The 14,807-nt window shown below is 64.7% G+C and carries 9 protein-coding genes, 4 tRNA genes and 1 pseudogene; all 14 read right to left on the bottom strand.

The features are described 5' to 3' along the window. Positions 1–25: 25 nt before the first annotated feature. Positions 26–679, bottom strand: coding sequence for a lema family protein (locus M2165_RS12575; RefSeq protein ID WP_280814956.1), 654 nt, complete (start codon positions 677–679; stop codon positions 26–28). 103 nt (positions 680–782) lie between these two features. Next, positions 783–5,013, bottom strand: a pseudogene (gene rpoC, locus M2165_RS12570) (DNA-directed RNA polymerase subunit beta'). Between the two features lie 20 nt (positions 5,014–5,033). After that, positions 5,034–9,158: a DNA-directed RNA polymerase subunit beta gene (gene rpoB, locus M2165_RS12565; protein WP_280814955.1), complete on the bottom strand. Its 4,125-nt coding sequence runs from the start codon at positions 9,156–9,158 to the stop codon at positions 5,034–5,036. Positions 9,159–9,408: 250 nt separating this feature from the next. Continuing rightward, positions 9,409–9,786 (bottom strand): 50S ribosomal protein L7/L12, encoded by a 378-nt coding sequence (rplL, locus tag M2165_RS12560; RefSeq protein ID WP_280814954.1) that lies wholly within the window; start codon positions 9,784–9,786, stop codon positions 9,409–9,411. A gap of 43 nt (positions 9,787–9,829) precedes the next feature. Next, complete coding sequence (rplJ, locus tag M2165_RS12555) at positions 9,830–10,363, bottom strand: 50S ribosomal protein L10 (RefSeq protein ID WP_280814953.1); 534 nt, start codon at positions 10,361–10,363, stop codon at positions 9,830–9,832. 246 nt (positions 10,364–10,609) lie between these two features. After that, positions 10,610–11,308, bottom strand: coding sequence for a 50S ribosomal protein L1 (gene rplA / locus M2165_RS12550; protein WP_280814952.1), 699 nt, complete (start codon positions 11,306–11,308; stop codon positions 10,610–10,612). Beyond that, on the bottom strand, positions 11,309–11,740 hold the full coding sequence (rplK, locus tag M2165_RS12545) for a 50S ribosomal protein L11 (protein ID WP_093206996.1): 432 nt from the start codon (positions 11,738–11,740) through the stop codon (positions 11,309–11,311). It abuts the gene before it with no gap. Positions 11,741–11,898: 158 nt separating this feature from the next. Then, a complete protein-coding gene (nusG, locus tag M2165_RS12540; RefSeq protein ID WP_280814951.1) occupies positions 11,899–12,501 on the bottom strand; it encodes a transcription termination/antitermination protein NusG in 603 nt (200 codons plus the stop codon). A gap of 5 nt (positions 12,502–12,506) precedes the next feature. After that, positions 12,507–12,890 carry a preprotein translocase subunit SecE gene (secE, locus tag M2165_RS12535; protein WP_280814950.1) on the bottom strand — a complete coding sequence of 128 codons (384 nt, stop codon included), beginning with the start codon at positions 12,888–12,890 and terminating at the stop codon, positions 12,507–12,509. Between the two features lie 133 nt (positions 12,891–13,023). Beyond that, a tRNA-Trp gene (locus M2165_RS12530) sits at positions 13,024–13,099 on the bottom strand. Between the two features lie 13 nt (positions 13,100–13,112). Then, complete coding sequence (gene tuf, locus M2165_RS12525; RefSeq protein ID WP_280814130.1) at positions 13,113–14,306, bottom strand: elongation factor Tu; 1,194 nt, start codon at positions 14,304–14,306, stop codon at positions 13,113–13,115. Positions 14,307–14,379: 73 nt separating this feature from the next. Continuing rightward, a tRNA-Thr gene (locus M2165_RS12520) sits at positions 14,380–14,454 on the bottom strand. Between the two features lie 40 nt (positions 14,455–14,494). After that, a tRNA-Gly gene (locus M2165_RS12515) sits at positions 14,495–14,568 on the bottom strand. 65 nt (positions 14,569–14,633) lie between these two features. Beyond that, a tRNA-Tyr gene (locus M2165_RS12510) sits at positions 14,634–14,719 on the bottom strand. Positions 14,720–14,807: the final 88 nt, after the last annotated feature.

Raw genomic sequence — 14,807 nt, 5'->3', positions numbered from 1 at the left:
ATGGTAACGGGGCAGGCAATGGGGGTCAGAGCAGCGGTGCCGCGGGACGCAAACGCACCATCCATGCCACGAGCAGCGCCGGAAACTGCGTGATCGCGGCGTTGTACTGCGCCACCGCGAGGTTGAACTGGCCGCGCGCGATCTCCGCCGCGGCCGAGGGCTCAGGCCACGCCATCGGCTCCGCGGCGACGGCGACCGCCGGGGCGGAGCCGGCCGGCGACAGCGGCACGGGCCGCGAGAGCGTGCCGTCGGGCTCGAACACCGTCACCGCATCCGGGTACTGGCGCTGCCACGCGCTGATCAGCACCTGCAGCGCCGTGCCCAGCGCCGCCATGCTGCCGGGCTCCAGCGGACGCTGCCGCGCCGCGCCCAGCAGCGTCGCGAGTTGCGTGGTGGCGGCCTGCAGCGGCGCGACGGCCGCGGCAAAGGACGGCGGCGGCGCAGCAGACGACGGCGACGCCGAAGCAGCATCGGCCGTGGTGTGCGCGCCCTCCTCCACGCCGCGCGTGATGCGGGCCTGCACGAACTCCAGCTGCCTGCCGAGCGCGGCATCGAGCGTGGCGTAGGCCTGCAGCACGGCCGAGCGCAGACGCACGAGCCGGTTGTACGCGCCCACGAACCAGAACAGCAGCACGGCCAGCACGACCCAGCCGGCCATCGAATCGGGCAGCAGGCTCATCGACGAAGAGGTTTCACAACAAGGGGCTCTGGAAATGAAAACGCCCCCCGGCCGGATCGGTCGGGGGGCGTCGGATACCGGTCATGCCGGCGATGCTAACGCGTTATTCGGACGCGGCGCCTTCGCTGGCGTCGGCCGTGCTGGACACATCGCTGGTCGAACCGGCCAGTTCCGCGGCTTCGGACTCGGCGATGGCGCGGCGCTCGGCCTCGTCCATCTCGTCCTTGGCCTTGCGCGCCTGGTGGTACGCCAGGCCGGTGCCCGCGGGGATCAGGCGGCCGACGATGACGTTTTCCTTCAGGCCGCGCAGCTCGTCGCGCTTGCCCATGATCGCGGCTTCGGTCAGCACGCGCGTCGTTTCCTGGAACGAAGCGGCCGAGATGAACGAGTCGGTCGAGAGCGATGCCTTCGTGATACCGAGCAGCAGGTTCGTGTACGTCGCGGGGATCTTGCCTTCGGCGCGCAGGGCGTCGTTGGTGTTGAGCATTTCGCTGCGTTCGACCTGTTCACCCGAGATGTAGCTGGTGTCGCCCGGGTTGTCGACCACGACGCGGCGCAGCAATCTGGCGAACGATCACCTCGATGTGCTTGTCGTTGATCTTCACGCCCTGGAGGCGGTACACGTCCTGCACCTCGTCCACGATGTAGCGCGCGAGCTCTTCCGAGCCCAGCAGGCGCAGGATGTCCTGCGGGTCCGCCGGACCGTCGACCACGCTTTCGCCCTTGTTCACCACCTGGCCTTCGTGCACCAGGATGTTCTTTTCCTTCGGCACGAGTTCTTCCCAGACCTTGCCGTCCGGATCGGTGATCTGCAGGCGGATCTTGCCCTTCGTCTCCTTGCCGAACGACACGGTGCCGGTCATCTCGGCCAGCATGCCCTTGTCCTTCGGCGAACGGGCTTCGAACAGCTCGGCCACGCGCGGCAGACCGCCGGTGATGTCGCGGGTCTTCTGGCCTTCGACCGGAATGCGCGCCAGCACTTCGCCGGGGCCCACGTCCTGGCCGTCACGCACCTGGATCAGCGCGCCGATCGGGAAGCCGATGGTCACCGAGTGGTCGGTGCCGGGGATCTTCACCTCGGCGCCGGAGGCGTCGATGAGCTTCACCTGCGGACGCACGACCTTCGCAGCGCCGCGGCGCTTCGGGTCGATCACGACCAGGGTCGAGAGGCCGGTGACCTCGTCGACCTGCTTCGCGACCGTGAGGCCTTCCTCGACGTTCTCGAACTGCGTCTTGCCGGCGAACTCGGTGATGATCGGGCGCGTCAGCGGATCCCAGTTGGCGAGCACGTGGCCGGCCTTGATCTGCTGGTCGGCCTTGACCGTCAGCGTCGCGCCGTACGGCACCTTGTGGCGCTCGCGCTCGCGGCCGTGCTCGTCATGGATGACGATCTCGCCCGAACGTGCGATCACCACCAGCTCGTTCTTGCTGTTGGTCACGTAGCGCATCGTGGCGTTGAAGCCGATCACGCCGTTCGACTTGGCCTCGACGCTCGAAGCGACCGCCGCACGCGATGCCGCACCGCCGATGTGGAAGGTCCGCATCGTGAGCTGCGTGCCGGGTTCGCCGATCGACTGCGCCGCGATCACGCCGACCGCTTCGCCGTTGTTCACCAGGCCGCCGCGGCCGAGGTCGCGGCCGTAGCACTTGGCGCAGATGCCGAAGCGCGTGGCGCAGGTCAGCGCGGTGCGCACCTTGACTTCGTCGACGCCGTCGGACTCGAGCGCATCGATGGTGTCCTCGTCGAGCATCTCGCCGGCCTGCACCAGCACGGCGCGCGTCTCGGGATGCACCACGTCTTCGGCCGCGGTACGGCCGAGGATACGTTCGCGCAGCGACTCGATCACTTCACCGCCTTCGACGATCGCGCGCATCACGGCGCCGTCGTGCGTGCCGCAGTCCTGCTCGATCACGACGAGGTCCTGCGTCACGTCGACCAGGCGGCGCGTCAGGTAGCCCGAGTTCGCCGTCTTCAGCGCCGTGTCGGCCAGACCCTTTCGGGCACCGTGGGTGGAGATGAAGTACTCCAGCACGTTCAGGCCTTCGCGGAAGTTCGCGGTGATCGGCGTCTCGATGATCGAGCCGTCCGGCTTGGCCATCAGGCCCCGCATGCCGGCCACCTGGCGGATCTGCGCAGCGGAACCGCGCGCGCCCGAGTCGGCCATCATGTAGATGGAGTTGAAGGACTCCTGCTCCACTTCCTTGCCGTGGCGGTCGACGACCTTCTCCTTCGAGAGCTTGGCCATCATCACCTTCGACACTTCGTCGCCGGCCTTGCCCCAGATGTCCACCACCTTGTTGTAGCGTTCACCGGCGGTCACGAGACCCGAGACGTACTGCTGCTCGATCTCCTTCACTTCCTTGGCCGAGCGGTCGATGATGCCGTGCTTCTCGGACGGCACCAGCATGTCGTCGATGGCGATCGAGATGCCGGCCTTGGTCGCGAGGCGGAAGCCGTTCTGCAGCAGCTTGTCGGCGAAGACCACGGTCTCCTTCAGGCCGCACTTGCGGAACGAGGTGTTGATGAGCTTGGAGATCTCCTTCTTCTTCAACGCCTTGTTGATGTTGGAGAACGGCAGGCCCTTGGGCAGGATCTCCGACAGCAGCGCACGGCCCACGGTGGTGTCCACGAGCGAGGTCGACGGCTCGAATTCGCCGCTTTCCTTGTTCCTGGTGTACTCCGTGATGCGAACCGCCACGCGGGCGGTCAGCTCGACCTCGCCGGCGTCGAGCGCGCGCTGGACTTCACCGATGTCGGAGAAGACCAGGCCCTCGCCCTTGCCGTTGATGCGGTCGCGGGTCGTGTAGTACAGACCCAGCACCACGTCCTGCGAAGGCACGATCGACGGTTCGCCCGAGGCCGGGAACAGCACGTTGTTGGAGGCCAGCATCAGCGTGCGGGCTTCCATCTGCGCTTCCACCGACAGCGGCACGTGGACGGCCATCTGGTCGCCGTCGAAGTCGGCGTTGAAGGCCGCGCAGACCAGCGGGTGCAGCTGGATCGCCTTGCCTTCGATCAGGATCGGCTCGAAGGCCTGAATGCCCAGACGGTGCAGCGTCGGAGCGCGGTTCAGCATGACCGGGTGCTCCTTGATGACCTCTTCCAGGATGTCCCAGACCACCGGCGTGCCGGATTCGACTTCCTTCTTGGCGGCCTTGATCGTGGTCGCGATGCCCATGGCTTCGAGGCGCGAGAAGATGAAGGGCTTGAAGAGTTCGAGCGCCATCAGCTTCGGCAGGCCGCACTGGTGCAGCTTGAGCGTCGGGCCCACCACGATGACCGAACGGCCCGAGTAGTCGACGCGCTTGCCCAGCAGGTTCTGGCGGAAGCGGCCGCTCTTGCCCTTGATCATGTCGGCGAGCGACTTGAGCGCGCGCTTGTTGGCGCCCGTCATGGCCTTGCCGCGGCGGCCGTTGTCGAGCAGCGAGTCGACGGCTTCCTGCAGCATGCGCTTCTCGTTGCGCGCGATGATCTCCGGCGCCTTGAGTTCGAGCAGGCGACGCAGGCGCGAGTTGCGGTTGATGACGCGGCGGTACAGGTCGTTCAGGTCGGAGGTCGCGAAGCGGCCGCCGTCCAGCGGCACCAGCGGACGCAGGTCCGGCGGCAGCACGGGCAGCACGTCGAGCACCATCCATTCGGGCTTGATGCCCGACTTGCGGAAGGCCTCGAGCACCTTGAGGCGCTTGGAGTTCTTCTTGACCTTGACTTCGGAGCCGGTCAGGTCGCCGCGCAGCTTCTCGATCTCGCTGTCGAGCTCGATGCCCTCCAGCAGGTCCTTGATGCCTTCGGCGCCCATCTTGGCGATGAACTCGTCACCGTATTCCTTGCGCTTCGCGTCGTAGTCGTCCTCGGACATGATGCTGAACTTCTTCAGCGGGGTCATGCCGGGGTCAGTGACCACGTAGGCTTCGAAGTACAGCACGCGCTCGATGTCGCGCAGCGTCATGTCGAGCACCAGGCCCAGACGCGACGGCAGCGACTTCAGGAACCAGATGTGCGCGCAGGGCGCGGCCAGGTCGATGTGGCCCATGCGCTCGCGGCGCACCTTGGTCTGCGTGACTTCGACGCCGCACTTCTCGCAGATCACGCCGCGGTGCTTGAGGCGCTTGTACTTGCCGCACAGGCACTCGTAGTCCTTGATCGGGCCGAAGATCTTGGCGCAGAAGAGACCGTCGCGCTCTGGCTTGAACGTGCGGTAGTTGATCGTCTCGGGCTTCTTCACCTCGCCGAAGGACCACGAACGGATCTTCTCGGGCGAAGCCATGCCGATCTTGATGGCATCGAAATGCTCATCGGGTGTGAACTGCTTGAACAGGTCGAGTAGCGATTTCATGTGACTCTTTCCTCTTCTGATTACGAACGCTCGAGCTCGATGTCGAGACCCAGCGATCGGATTTCCTTGACCAGCACGTTGAACGACTCCGGCATGCCGGCTTCGATCGTGTGCTCGCCCTTGACGATGCTTTCGTAGACCTTGGTGCGGCCCTGCACGTCGTCGGACTTCACGGTCAGCATTTCCTGCAGCACGTAGGCGGCGCCGTAGGCTTCGAGCGCCCACACTTCCATTTCACCGAAGCGCTGGCCGCCGAACTGCGCCTTGCCGCCCAGCGGCTGCTGGGTGACGAGCGAGTACGGGCCGGTCGAACGGGCGTGCATCTTGTCGTCCACCAGGTGGTGCAGCTTCAGGAAGTGCATGTAGCCGACGGTGACGGGACGCTCGAACTGGTCGCCGGTGCGGCCGTCGAACAGGTAGGCCTGCGTGCGGCTGTCGGTCAGGCCCTTGAGCTTGGCGATGTCGTCCGGATAGGCGAGCTTCAGCATGCCGCGGATTTCCTCTTCCGAGGCACCGTCGAACACCGGCGTCGCGAAGGTCGCGCCGCTCTGCAGGTTGGCCGCCATCTCGAGCAGCTCGGCGTCGCTCAGCTTGCTGAGGTCTTCCTTGCGGCCCGAGCCGTTGTAGAGCTGCTCCATGAACTTGCGCAGCTCGGCCACCTTGGCCTCCTGCTGCAGCAGGTCGCCGATGCGCTGGCCGATGCCCTTGCCGGCCCAGCCCAGGTGCACTTCGAGCACCTGGCCCACGTTCATCCGCGAGGGCACGCCCAGCGGGTTCAGGCAGATGTCGCACGGCGTGCCGTCGGCCATGTGGGGCATGTCCTCGACCGGAACGATCTTCGACACCACACCCTTGTTGCCGTGGCGGCCGGCCATCTTGTCGCCGGGCTGCAGGCGGCGCTTGACGGCCAGGTAGACCTTGACCATCTTGAGCACGCCCGCGGGCAGCTCGTCGCCCTGCGTGAGCTTCTTGCGCTTCTCTTCGAACGCGAGGTCGAAGCTGTGGCGCGTCTGCTCGAGCGAGTTCTTGATCGACTCGAGTTGCGAAGCCACTTCGTCGTCCGCCGGGCGGATGTCGAACCAGTGGAACTTCTCGACCGACGACAGGTACGCCTTGTCGAGCTTGGTGCCCTTGGCGAGCTTGTTCGGGCCGCCGTTGGCGACCTTGCCGGTCAGCAGCTTCTCGATACGGTCGAACGCGTCGGCTTCGACGATGCGCAGCTGGTCGTTCAGATCGAGGCGGAAGCGCTTGAGCTCGTCGTCGATGATCTGCTGGGCGCGCTTGTCGCGCTGGATGCCTTCGCGGGTGAACACCTGCACGTCGATCACGGTGCCCTGCGAGCCCTGGTCCACGCGCAGCGAGGTGTCCTTCACGTCGGAAGCCTTCTCGCCGAAGATCGCGCGCAGCAGCTTCTCTTCCGGCGTCAGCGTGGTCTCGCCCTTCGGCGTGACCTTGCCCACCAGCGTGTCGCCCGGCTGCACTTCGGCGCCGACGTAGATGATGCCGGACTCGTCGAGGCGGTTGAGCTGCTGCTCGGCCAGGTTCGGGATGTCGCGCGTGATTTCCTCGGCGCCGAGCTTGGTGTCGCGGGCCATCACCACCAGTTCCTCGATGTGGATCGAGGTGTAGCGGTCTTCGGCCACGACGCGTTCCGAGATCAGGATCGAGTCTTCGAAGTTGTAGCCGTTCCACGGCATGAACGCGATCAGCATGTTCTGGCCGAGCGCCAGTTCGCCGAGGTCGGTCGATGCGCCGTCGGCCACCACGTCGCCCTTGGCGATCTTGTCGCCGCGCTTGACGATCGGACGCTGGTGGATGTTGGTGTTCTGGTTCGAACGCTGATACTTGATCAGGTTGTAGATGTCCACACCGACTTCACCGGCCGCCGCCTCGTCGTCGTTCACGCGCACCACGATGCGGGTCGCGTCGACGTAGTCGACGATGCCGCCGCGCGAGGCCGTGACCACGGTGCCGGAGTCGACCGCGGAAACGCGCTCGATGCCGGTACCGACCATCGGCTTCTCGGGGCGCAGCACGGGCACGGCCTGGCGCTGCATGTTGGCGCCCATCAGCGCGCGGTTCGCGTCGTCGTGCTCGAGGAACGGCACGAGCGAGGCGGCCACCGACACGATCTGTGCGGGCGACACGTCCATGTACTGGATGCGCTCGGCGCCCACCAGGATCGATTCGCCGGCTTCACGCGCCGAGACCAGGTCGCCGGTCAGCTTGCCGTCCTTGTCCAGGGCCGCGTTGGCCTGGGCGATGACGTACTTGCCTTCCTCGATGGCCGACAGGTAGTCGATCTCGTTCGTGACCTTGCTGTCGACCACGCGGCGGTACGGCGTCTCGATGAAGCCGTATTCGTTGAGGCGGGCGTACAGGGCCAGCGAGTTGATCAGGCCGATGTTCGGGCCTTCAGGCGTTTCGATCGGGCACACGCGGCCGTAGTGCGTGACGTGCACGTCGCGCACTTCGAAGCCGGCACGCTCGCGCGTCAGACCACCCGGGCCAAGGGCCGAGACGCGGCGCTTGTGGGTGATCTCGGACAGCGGGTTCGTCTGGTCCATGAACTGCGACAGCTGCGAGGCGCCGAAGAATTCCTTCAGTGCGGCCGAGATCGGCTTGCTGTTGATCAGGTCGTGCGGCATGAGCGGTTCCTGCTCGGCCTGGCCCAGACGTTCCTTCACGGCCTTCTCGATGCGCGCGAGGCCGGTGCGGTACTGGTTCTCGGCCAGTTCGCCCACGCAGCGCACGCGGCGGTTGCCGAGGTGGTCGATGTCGTCCACTTCGCCGTTACCGTTGCGCAGGTCCACGAGGATCTTGACCACGGCGAGGATGTCCTCGTTGGTCAGCACCATCGGGCCGGTCGATTCGTCGCGGCCGACCTTGGCGTTGAACTTCATGCGGCCGACGCGCGAGAGGTCGTAGGTGTCGGGGTTGTAGAACAGGCGCTGGAACAGGGCCTGCACCGCGTCTTCCGTCGGCGGCTCGCCGGGGCGCATCATGCGGTAGATGGCCACGCGCGCGGCGAATTCGTCGACCGTCTCGTCGATGCGCAGGGTCTGCGAGATGTACGCGCCCTGGTCGAGTTCGTTCGTGTAGATGACCTGCAGGTCCTGCACGCCGGCCGTGCGCAGCTTCTTCAGCAGCGCTTCGGTCAGCTCGTCGTTGGCCTTGGCAAGGATCTCGCCCGAGTCGGCATCGACGATGTTGCGTGCGATCACGCGGCCGATCAGGAAGTCTTCCGGCACGCTGATGTGCGTGGTGCCCGACTGCTCGAGTTCGCGCGTGTGGCGCGCGGTGACCCGCTTGTCCTTCGCGACCACGACCTTGCCCGACTTGTCGGTGATGTCGAAGCGCGCGACTTCGCCGCGCAGGCGCTCGGGAACGAATTCCATCTGCGCGCCGCTGTCCATCAGGCGGAAGTTGTCGTTGACGAAGAAGTTCGCGAGGATCGATTCCGGGTTCAGGCCGATGGCCTTCAGCAGGATCGTCACCGGCATCTTGCGGCGGCGGTCGACGCGGAAGTACAGCATGTCCTTCGGATCGAACTCGAAGTCGAGCCACGAACCGCGGTAGGGGATCACGCGGGCCGAGAACAGCAGCTTGCCCGAGCTGTGCGTCTTGCCCTTGTCGTGCTCGAAGAACACGCCCGGCGAACGGTGGAGCTGCGAGACGATCACGCGCTCGGTGCCGTTGATGATGAACGAACCCTTGTCGGTCATGAGCGGCACTTCGCCCATGTAGACCTCTTGCTCCTTCACTTCCTTGACCACCTTCGACTGCGAGGTCGACGACTCGCGGTCATAGATGATGAGCTGCACCTTGGCGCGCACGGCCGAGGCGAAGGTCAGGCCGCGGGTCTGGCACTCGCGCACGTCGAAGGCCGGCTTCGCGAGGTTGTACTCGAGGAACTTCATCTCGACGAAACCGTTGTGCGAGACGATCGGGAAGGCAGCGTCGAACGCGGCCTGCAGGCCTTCGACGGTGCGTTGCTTCGGCGGAACGCCGGCCTGCAGGAACGCGGTGTACGCGTCTTTCTGCATCTGCAGCAGGTAGGGGATTTCGACGACGCTGTCGCGATTGCCGAAACTTTTTCGGATGCGCTTGCGTTCGGTGTAACTGTACGCGGACGATTGGGCCATGAGAGCTCCGGTGCTTGAGATCTTCAGCGACTTGTCAGCAGTGCCGAGGCACCACTGCTTGGCGGCTGGCCACTACCAGCCGTTGGCGGACAGCGATGCGTTGCACATCGCCCGAACCAAGGGGTCTTCTGCAGTCGGGGTCAGAAGACACTCGAAAGAAGCCCCGGCCGGGCAACTTTCGGGTGCGCTCTGAAAGCGGCAAAGGCTGGAGGGCCTTTTCAGGCACCTCCAGCCCTCCAGGGGGTCTGAATTACTTCAGTTCCACCTTGGCGCCGGCGTCTTCCAGCTTCTTCTTGGCAGCTTCGGCGTCAGCCTTCGACAGGCCTTCCTTGACGGCCTTGGGAGCGGCTTCCACCAGGTCCTTGGCTTCCTTGAGGCCCAGGCCGGTGATTTCGCGCACGGCCTTGATCGCCGAAACCTTGTTCGCGCCAGCGTCCATCAGCATGACGTTGAACTCGGTCTTCTCTTCGACGGCAGCAGCAGCGGCACCGCCACCACCAGCAGCCGGGGCGGCCATTGCAGCGGCGCTCACGCCGAACTTCTCTTCGATGGCCTTCACCAGGTCGTTGAGTTCCAGGACCGTCATGCTGTCGAGCGCGGTCAGAAATGCGTCTTTATCGAATGCCATTTTTGTTTCCTAACAATTGGGTTGAATGTTTCAAACGCAAGGCTCAAGCGGCCTGCGCTTCTGCCGGTGCATCGGCGGGTGCAGCTTCGCCACCACCGCGCTTCTCGGCCAGCGCCGCGAGCACGCGGGCGGTACGAGAGATCGGGGATTGCATCAAGCCCAGCAATTGCGCCAGCAGCACTTCCTTCGAAGGGATGTTGGCCAGTTGCTTCACGCCCTCGACGTCCAGGGCCTTGCCACCGAAGGCGCCGCCGCGGATGACCAGCTTGTCGTTGGTCTTCGCGAAATCGGCCACCACCTTGGCGGCGGCCACAGCGTCTTCGGAGAAGCCGTAGATCAGCGGACCGGTCATCTGGTCGCCAACAATCTCAAACGCGCTACCGGCGACAGCACGGCGGGCCAGGGTGTTCTTCAGAACACTCAGGCTCACACCCTTGCTGCGCGCTTCGTTGCGCAGTTTGGTCATGTCGGCCACCGTGATGCCACGGTATTCCGCCATCACGAGCGTTTGAGCTTTTGCGGCGAGGCTGGTCACATCACTGATGACCGCTTCTTTCTCACTGCGATTCAGACTCAAGGTCTACTCCTTTTAATGCGACCCTCGGCCGGAGCCTCGGATCGCGCTTCATGCAGCGACCAACTGTTCGGAACAAAAAACTCGTTGCCTTGCAGCGGGATCGCCATCTGCGCTGGCCGCCGGGCGGGAAGGCCCGGCGATTAAGTGCAGCACCCTGCACACCAGCGGTCTTGGATGGCCCGCGGCAACCGAAGCCGCCGCGACCCACCACATCCGCCCCACCCTTGCGAGGTGGAGCAAATCTCTTTAGCTCGCCGAGATGGTTTGCGTGTCCACGCGGACACCCAGACCCATGGTCGACGACACGGCCACCTTGCGCAGGTAGACACCCTTGCTGGTCGCGGGCTTGGCCTTGACCAGGGCGTCGATCAGCGCGGCGAGGTTGCCCTGCAGCTTGTCGTTGTCGAACGAACGGCGGCCGATCGTGCCGTGCACGATGCCGGCCTTGTCGACGCGGAACTGGACCTGGCCGGCCTTGGCGTTCTTCACGGCCGTGGCGACGTCCGGGGTCACGGTGCCGACCTTCGGATTCGGCATCAGGCCGCGCGGGCCGAGGATCTGACCGAGCGTACCGACCACGCGCATGGCGTCCGGCGCGGCGATCACGACGTCGAAGGGCATGTCGCCCGCCTTGACCATCGCAGCCAGGTCGTCCATGCCGACGATGTCGGCACCGGCGGCCTTGGCTTCCTCGGCCTTGGCGCCCTGGGCGAACACGGCGACGCGCTTGGTCTTGCCGGTGCCGTTGGGCAGCACGACGGCGCCGCGCACGACCTGGTCCGACTTCTTGGCGTCGATGCCGAGCTGCACGGCCACGTCGATCGATTCGTCGAACTTGGCGGTGGCGGCTTCCTTGACGAGGTTGATCGCGTCACCCAGCGGGTACAGCTTGGTGCTGTCGACCTTGCCTTCGAGCGACTTCTGCTTCTTGGTGATCTTGGCCATTTACACGCCCTCCACATTCACGCCCATCGAACGGGCGGTGCCGGCGATGGTGCGGACCGCGGCGTCCATGTCGGCGGCGGTCAGGTCCTTCATCTTGGTCTTCGCGATCTCTTCGAGCTGCGCGCGCGTGATCTTGCCCACCTTGTCGGTGTGCGGACGTGCCGAGCCCTTCTCGAGCTTGATCGCCTTCTTGATCAGCACGCCGGCGGGCGGCGACTTGATGATGAAGGTGAAGCTCTTGTCGGCGAAGGCGGTGATGACCACCGGCAGCGCCAGACCCGGCTCGTAGCTCTGCGTCTGCGCATTGAACGCCTTGCAGAACTCCATGATGTTCAGACCACGCTGGCCCAGTGCGGGACCGATGGGTGGTGACGGGTTGGCCTTACCAGCTGGCACTTGCAGCTTGATGAAGCCGACGATTTTCTTCGCCATGCTTTGCTCCTTGCGGGTGATATCGCCGCGGTTTTTGCCGCGGCTCCCCGGGGTTGAACGACTCTTCGATCAAGGCCGCGCGCCGAGTCGGATAGCGCGGGGCCGGTGAATCAGTGGCGGACGGGGCACGCAGCGCGCGCCCCCGCTCCGCCGGGGCATCAGGTTTTTTCGACCTGACCGAATTCGAGCTCCACGGGCGTCGCGCGGCCGAAGATCATGACCGACACGCTGACCTTGCTCTTCTCGTAGTTGACTTCCTCGACGGTGCCGTTGAAGTCGGTGAACGGGCCTTCCTTGACGCGCACGAACTCACCCACGGTGAACTCGACCTTGTGGCGCGGCTTCTCGGTGCCCTGCTGCATCTGGCTGACGATGTCCTCGACCTCTTTCTGCGAGATCGGGGCCGGACGGTTCTTGGCGCCGCCCACGAAGCCCGTCACCTTGTTGGTGTGTTTCACCAGGTGCCAGCTCTCGTCGTCCATGATCATCTCGACCAGCACGTAGCCTGGGAAGAAGCGCCGCTCGGTGGTGCGCTTCTGGCCGTTCTTGATCTCGACCACTTCTTCGGTCGGCACCAGGATGCGGCCGAACTTGTCCTGCATGCCGGCGCGGTTGATGCGCTCGGTGATGTTGCGCTCGACGGCCTTTTCCATGCCCGAATAGGCATGCACCACGTACCAACGCAGATCGGGGTTGGCGGCAGGCGCCAGCACGGAGGCGTTTTCCTCCGGCGGGGTGGTTTCAACAGCGTCGTCGGTCATCGTTCTTACTTTCTCCAGCCCAGAATGAGGTCGAAAAACACCCATTCGAGCGTCTTGTCGGTGAGCCAGAGGAAAACGGACATGATCGCCACGAAGGCGAACACGTAGGCCGTCATCTGCATCGCTTCCTTGCGGGTCGGCCAGACGACCTTCTTGACCTCGCGCCAGGAGTCGCGGCCGAAAGCCCACAGCTGGCGGCCATTCTCCGAACTGCCGAAGGCGGCCACGGCCGCAGCCAGGCCGACCAGCAGCGCAGCCCATTGCACCAGCGAGCCCTGGCGCGCGAGCAGGTAGAACGCGACGATCGCGCCCACCGCCAGCAGCACCGCCGCGGCCAGCTTGGCCTTGTCGGCACCCGTGCTCACGGTTTCGATTTGAGAAGTGGCCATGTTTGGCTGATTTCCTGTGGCCTCGCGGCCTTCCATTCAATGCGCCTCTTGAGACGCCGAAGCCCATCGGGTCGCGATGGGCTTTTCGAGCTGCCCGCCGGGAGGCGGCGGGCTTTGCGGGGTGCCACCTAGGTGGCAGGGGCAGTAGGAATCGAACCTACAACCTTCGGTTTTGGAGACCGACGCTCTGCCAATTGAGCTATACCCCTCCGCTCGTCAAACTTAGATGTCGAGGATCTTGGCCACGACGCCCGAACCCACGGTACGGCCGCCTTCACGGATGGCGAAGCGCAGGCCTTCTTCCATCGCGATCGGGTTGATCAGCTTCACGGTGATGCTGACGTTGTCGCCAGGCATGACCATTTCCTTGTCCTTGGGCAGCTCGATCGCGCCGGTCACGTCCGTCGTGCGGAAGTAGAACTGCGGACGGTAGTTGTTGAAGAACGGCGTGTGACGGCCGCCCTCGTCCTTCGACAGCACGTACACCTCGGCGGTGAAGTGCGTGTGCGGCTTGATCGAACCGGGCTTGCACAGCACCTGGCCGCGCTCGACTTCTTCGCGCTTCGTGCCGCGCAGCAGCACGCCCACGTTGTCGCCAGCCTGGCCCTGGTCCAGCAGCTTGCGGAACATTTCCACGCCGGTGCAGGTGGTCTTGACCGTCGGGCGGATGCCCACGATCTCGATTTCCTCGCCGACCTTGATCACGCCGCGCTCGACGGCGCCGGTCACGACCGTGCCGCGGCCCGAGATCGAGAACACGTCTTCCACAGGCATCAGGAAGGTGCCGTCCACGGCGCGCTCGGGCGTCGGGATGTAGGTGTCCAGCGCTTCGGCCAGCTTCATGATCGAGCCTTCGCCGAGCTCGCCCTTGTCGCCTTCGAGGGCGAGCTTGGCCGAGCCGTGAATGATCGGGGTGTCGTCACCAGGGAACTCGTACTTGTCGAGGAGTTCGCGCACTTCCATTTCGACCAGCTCGAGCAGCTCCTTGTCGTCCACCATGTCGCACTTGTTCAGGTAGACGATGATGTAGCCCACACCCACCTGGCGCGCCAGCAGGATGTGCTCGCGGGTCTGGGGCATCGGGCCGTCGGCGGCCGAGCACACGAGGATGGCGCCGTCCATCTGGGCGGCACCGGTGATCATGTTCTTCACGTAGTCGGCGTGGCCGGGGCAGTCGACGTGCGCGTAGTGGCGGTTGGCCGTCTCGTACTCGACGTGGGCGGTGTTGATCGTGATGCCGCGCGCCTTTTCTTCGGGCGCCGCGTCGATCTGGTCGTAGGCCTTGGCTTCGCCGCCGAACTTGGCCGACAGCACCGTGGCGATCGCCGCCGTCAGCGTGGTCTTGCCGTGGTCGACGTGACCGATCGTGCCCACGTTCACGTGCGGCTTGGTGCGGGTGAATTTACCTTTTGCCATTTTTCGACTCCGAAAAGAACGATTTCAACGTATGCAGATGGGCTGCAAACGGGCCGTTGCAACCCCCAAAAACTGGTGCCCTTTGCGGGAATCGGACCCGCGACCTCTCCCTTACCAAGGGAGTGCTCTACCACTGAGCCAAAAGGGCTTTTGTCTAACCAATCGCTTCCGGCGCCGAACCGGGTCTCTGGAGCGGGAGACGGGAATCGAACCCGCGTCATCAGCTTGGAAGGCTGGGGTTCTACCATTGAACTACTCCCGCATCGGGGGCACTCCAAGGCACCCAAAGCGCTAGATCCAATCGCTCTTAGAAACCAAATTCATCGCTGGTGGAGAGGGCTGGATTCGAACCAGCGTACTCGTTAGAGGGCAGATTTACAGTCTGCTGCCATTAACCACTCGGCCACCTCTCCGGCGAACCTCGAAATATAGCACGGTTTTGTGACTACGCGGAACCCTGCTTCAAGAAGAGAAGAAGCCGGGAACCGCCCGAGGCGTGAA

The organism is Variovorax sp. TBS-050B, assembly GCF_029893635.1.
In the GTDB taxonomy this organism is placed as follows: Bacteria; Pseudomonadota; Gammaproteobacteria; order Burkholderiales; family Burkholderiaceae_C; genus Variovorax.
Note: the sequence above shows the minus strand (reverse complement) of the source record. Positions and strands in the feature narration are given on the sequence as shown.

Bases quoted from the DNA above. Each gene is read 5' to 3' on its own strand.
- M2165_RS12575 (WP_280814956.1), bottom strand. From the start codon at position 679: ATGAGCCTGCTGCCCGATTCGATGGCCGGCTGGGTCGTGCTGGCCGTG.
- rpoB (WP_280814955.1), bottom strand. From the start codon at position 9,158: ATGGCCCAATCGTCCGCGTACAGTTACACCGAACGCAAGCGCATCCGA.
- rplL (WP_280814954.1), bottom strand. From the start codon at position 9,786: ATGGCATTCGATAAAGACGCATTTCTGACCGCGCTCGACAGCATGACG.
- rplA (WP_280814952.1), bottom strand. From the start codon at position 11,308: ATGGCCAAGATCACCAAGAAGCAGAAGTCGCTCGAAGGCAAGGTCGAC.
- rplK (WP_093206996.1), bottom strand. From the start codon at position 11,740: ATGGCGAAGAAAATCGTCGGCTTCATCAAGCTGCAAGTGCCAGCTGGT.
- nusG (WP_280814951.1), bottom strand. From the start codon at position 12,501: ATGACCGACGACGCTGTTGAAACCACCCCGCCGGAGGAAAACGCCTCC.
- secE (WP_280814950.1), bottom strand. From the start codon at position 12,890: ATGGCCACTTCTCAAATCGAAACCGTGAGCACGGGTGCCGACAAGGCC.
- tuf (WP_280814130.1), bottom strand. From the start codon at position 14,306: ATGGCAAAAGGTAAATTCACCCGCACCAAGCCGCACGTGAACGTGGGC.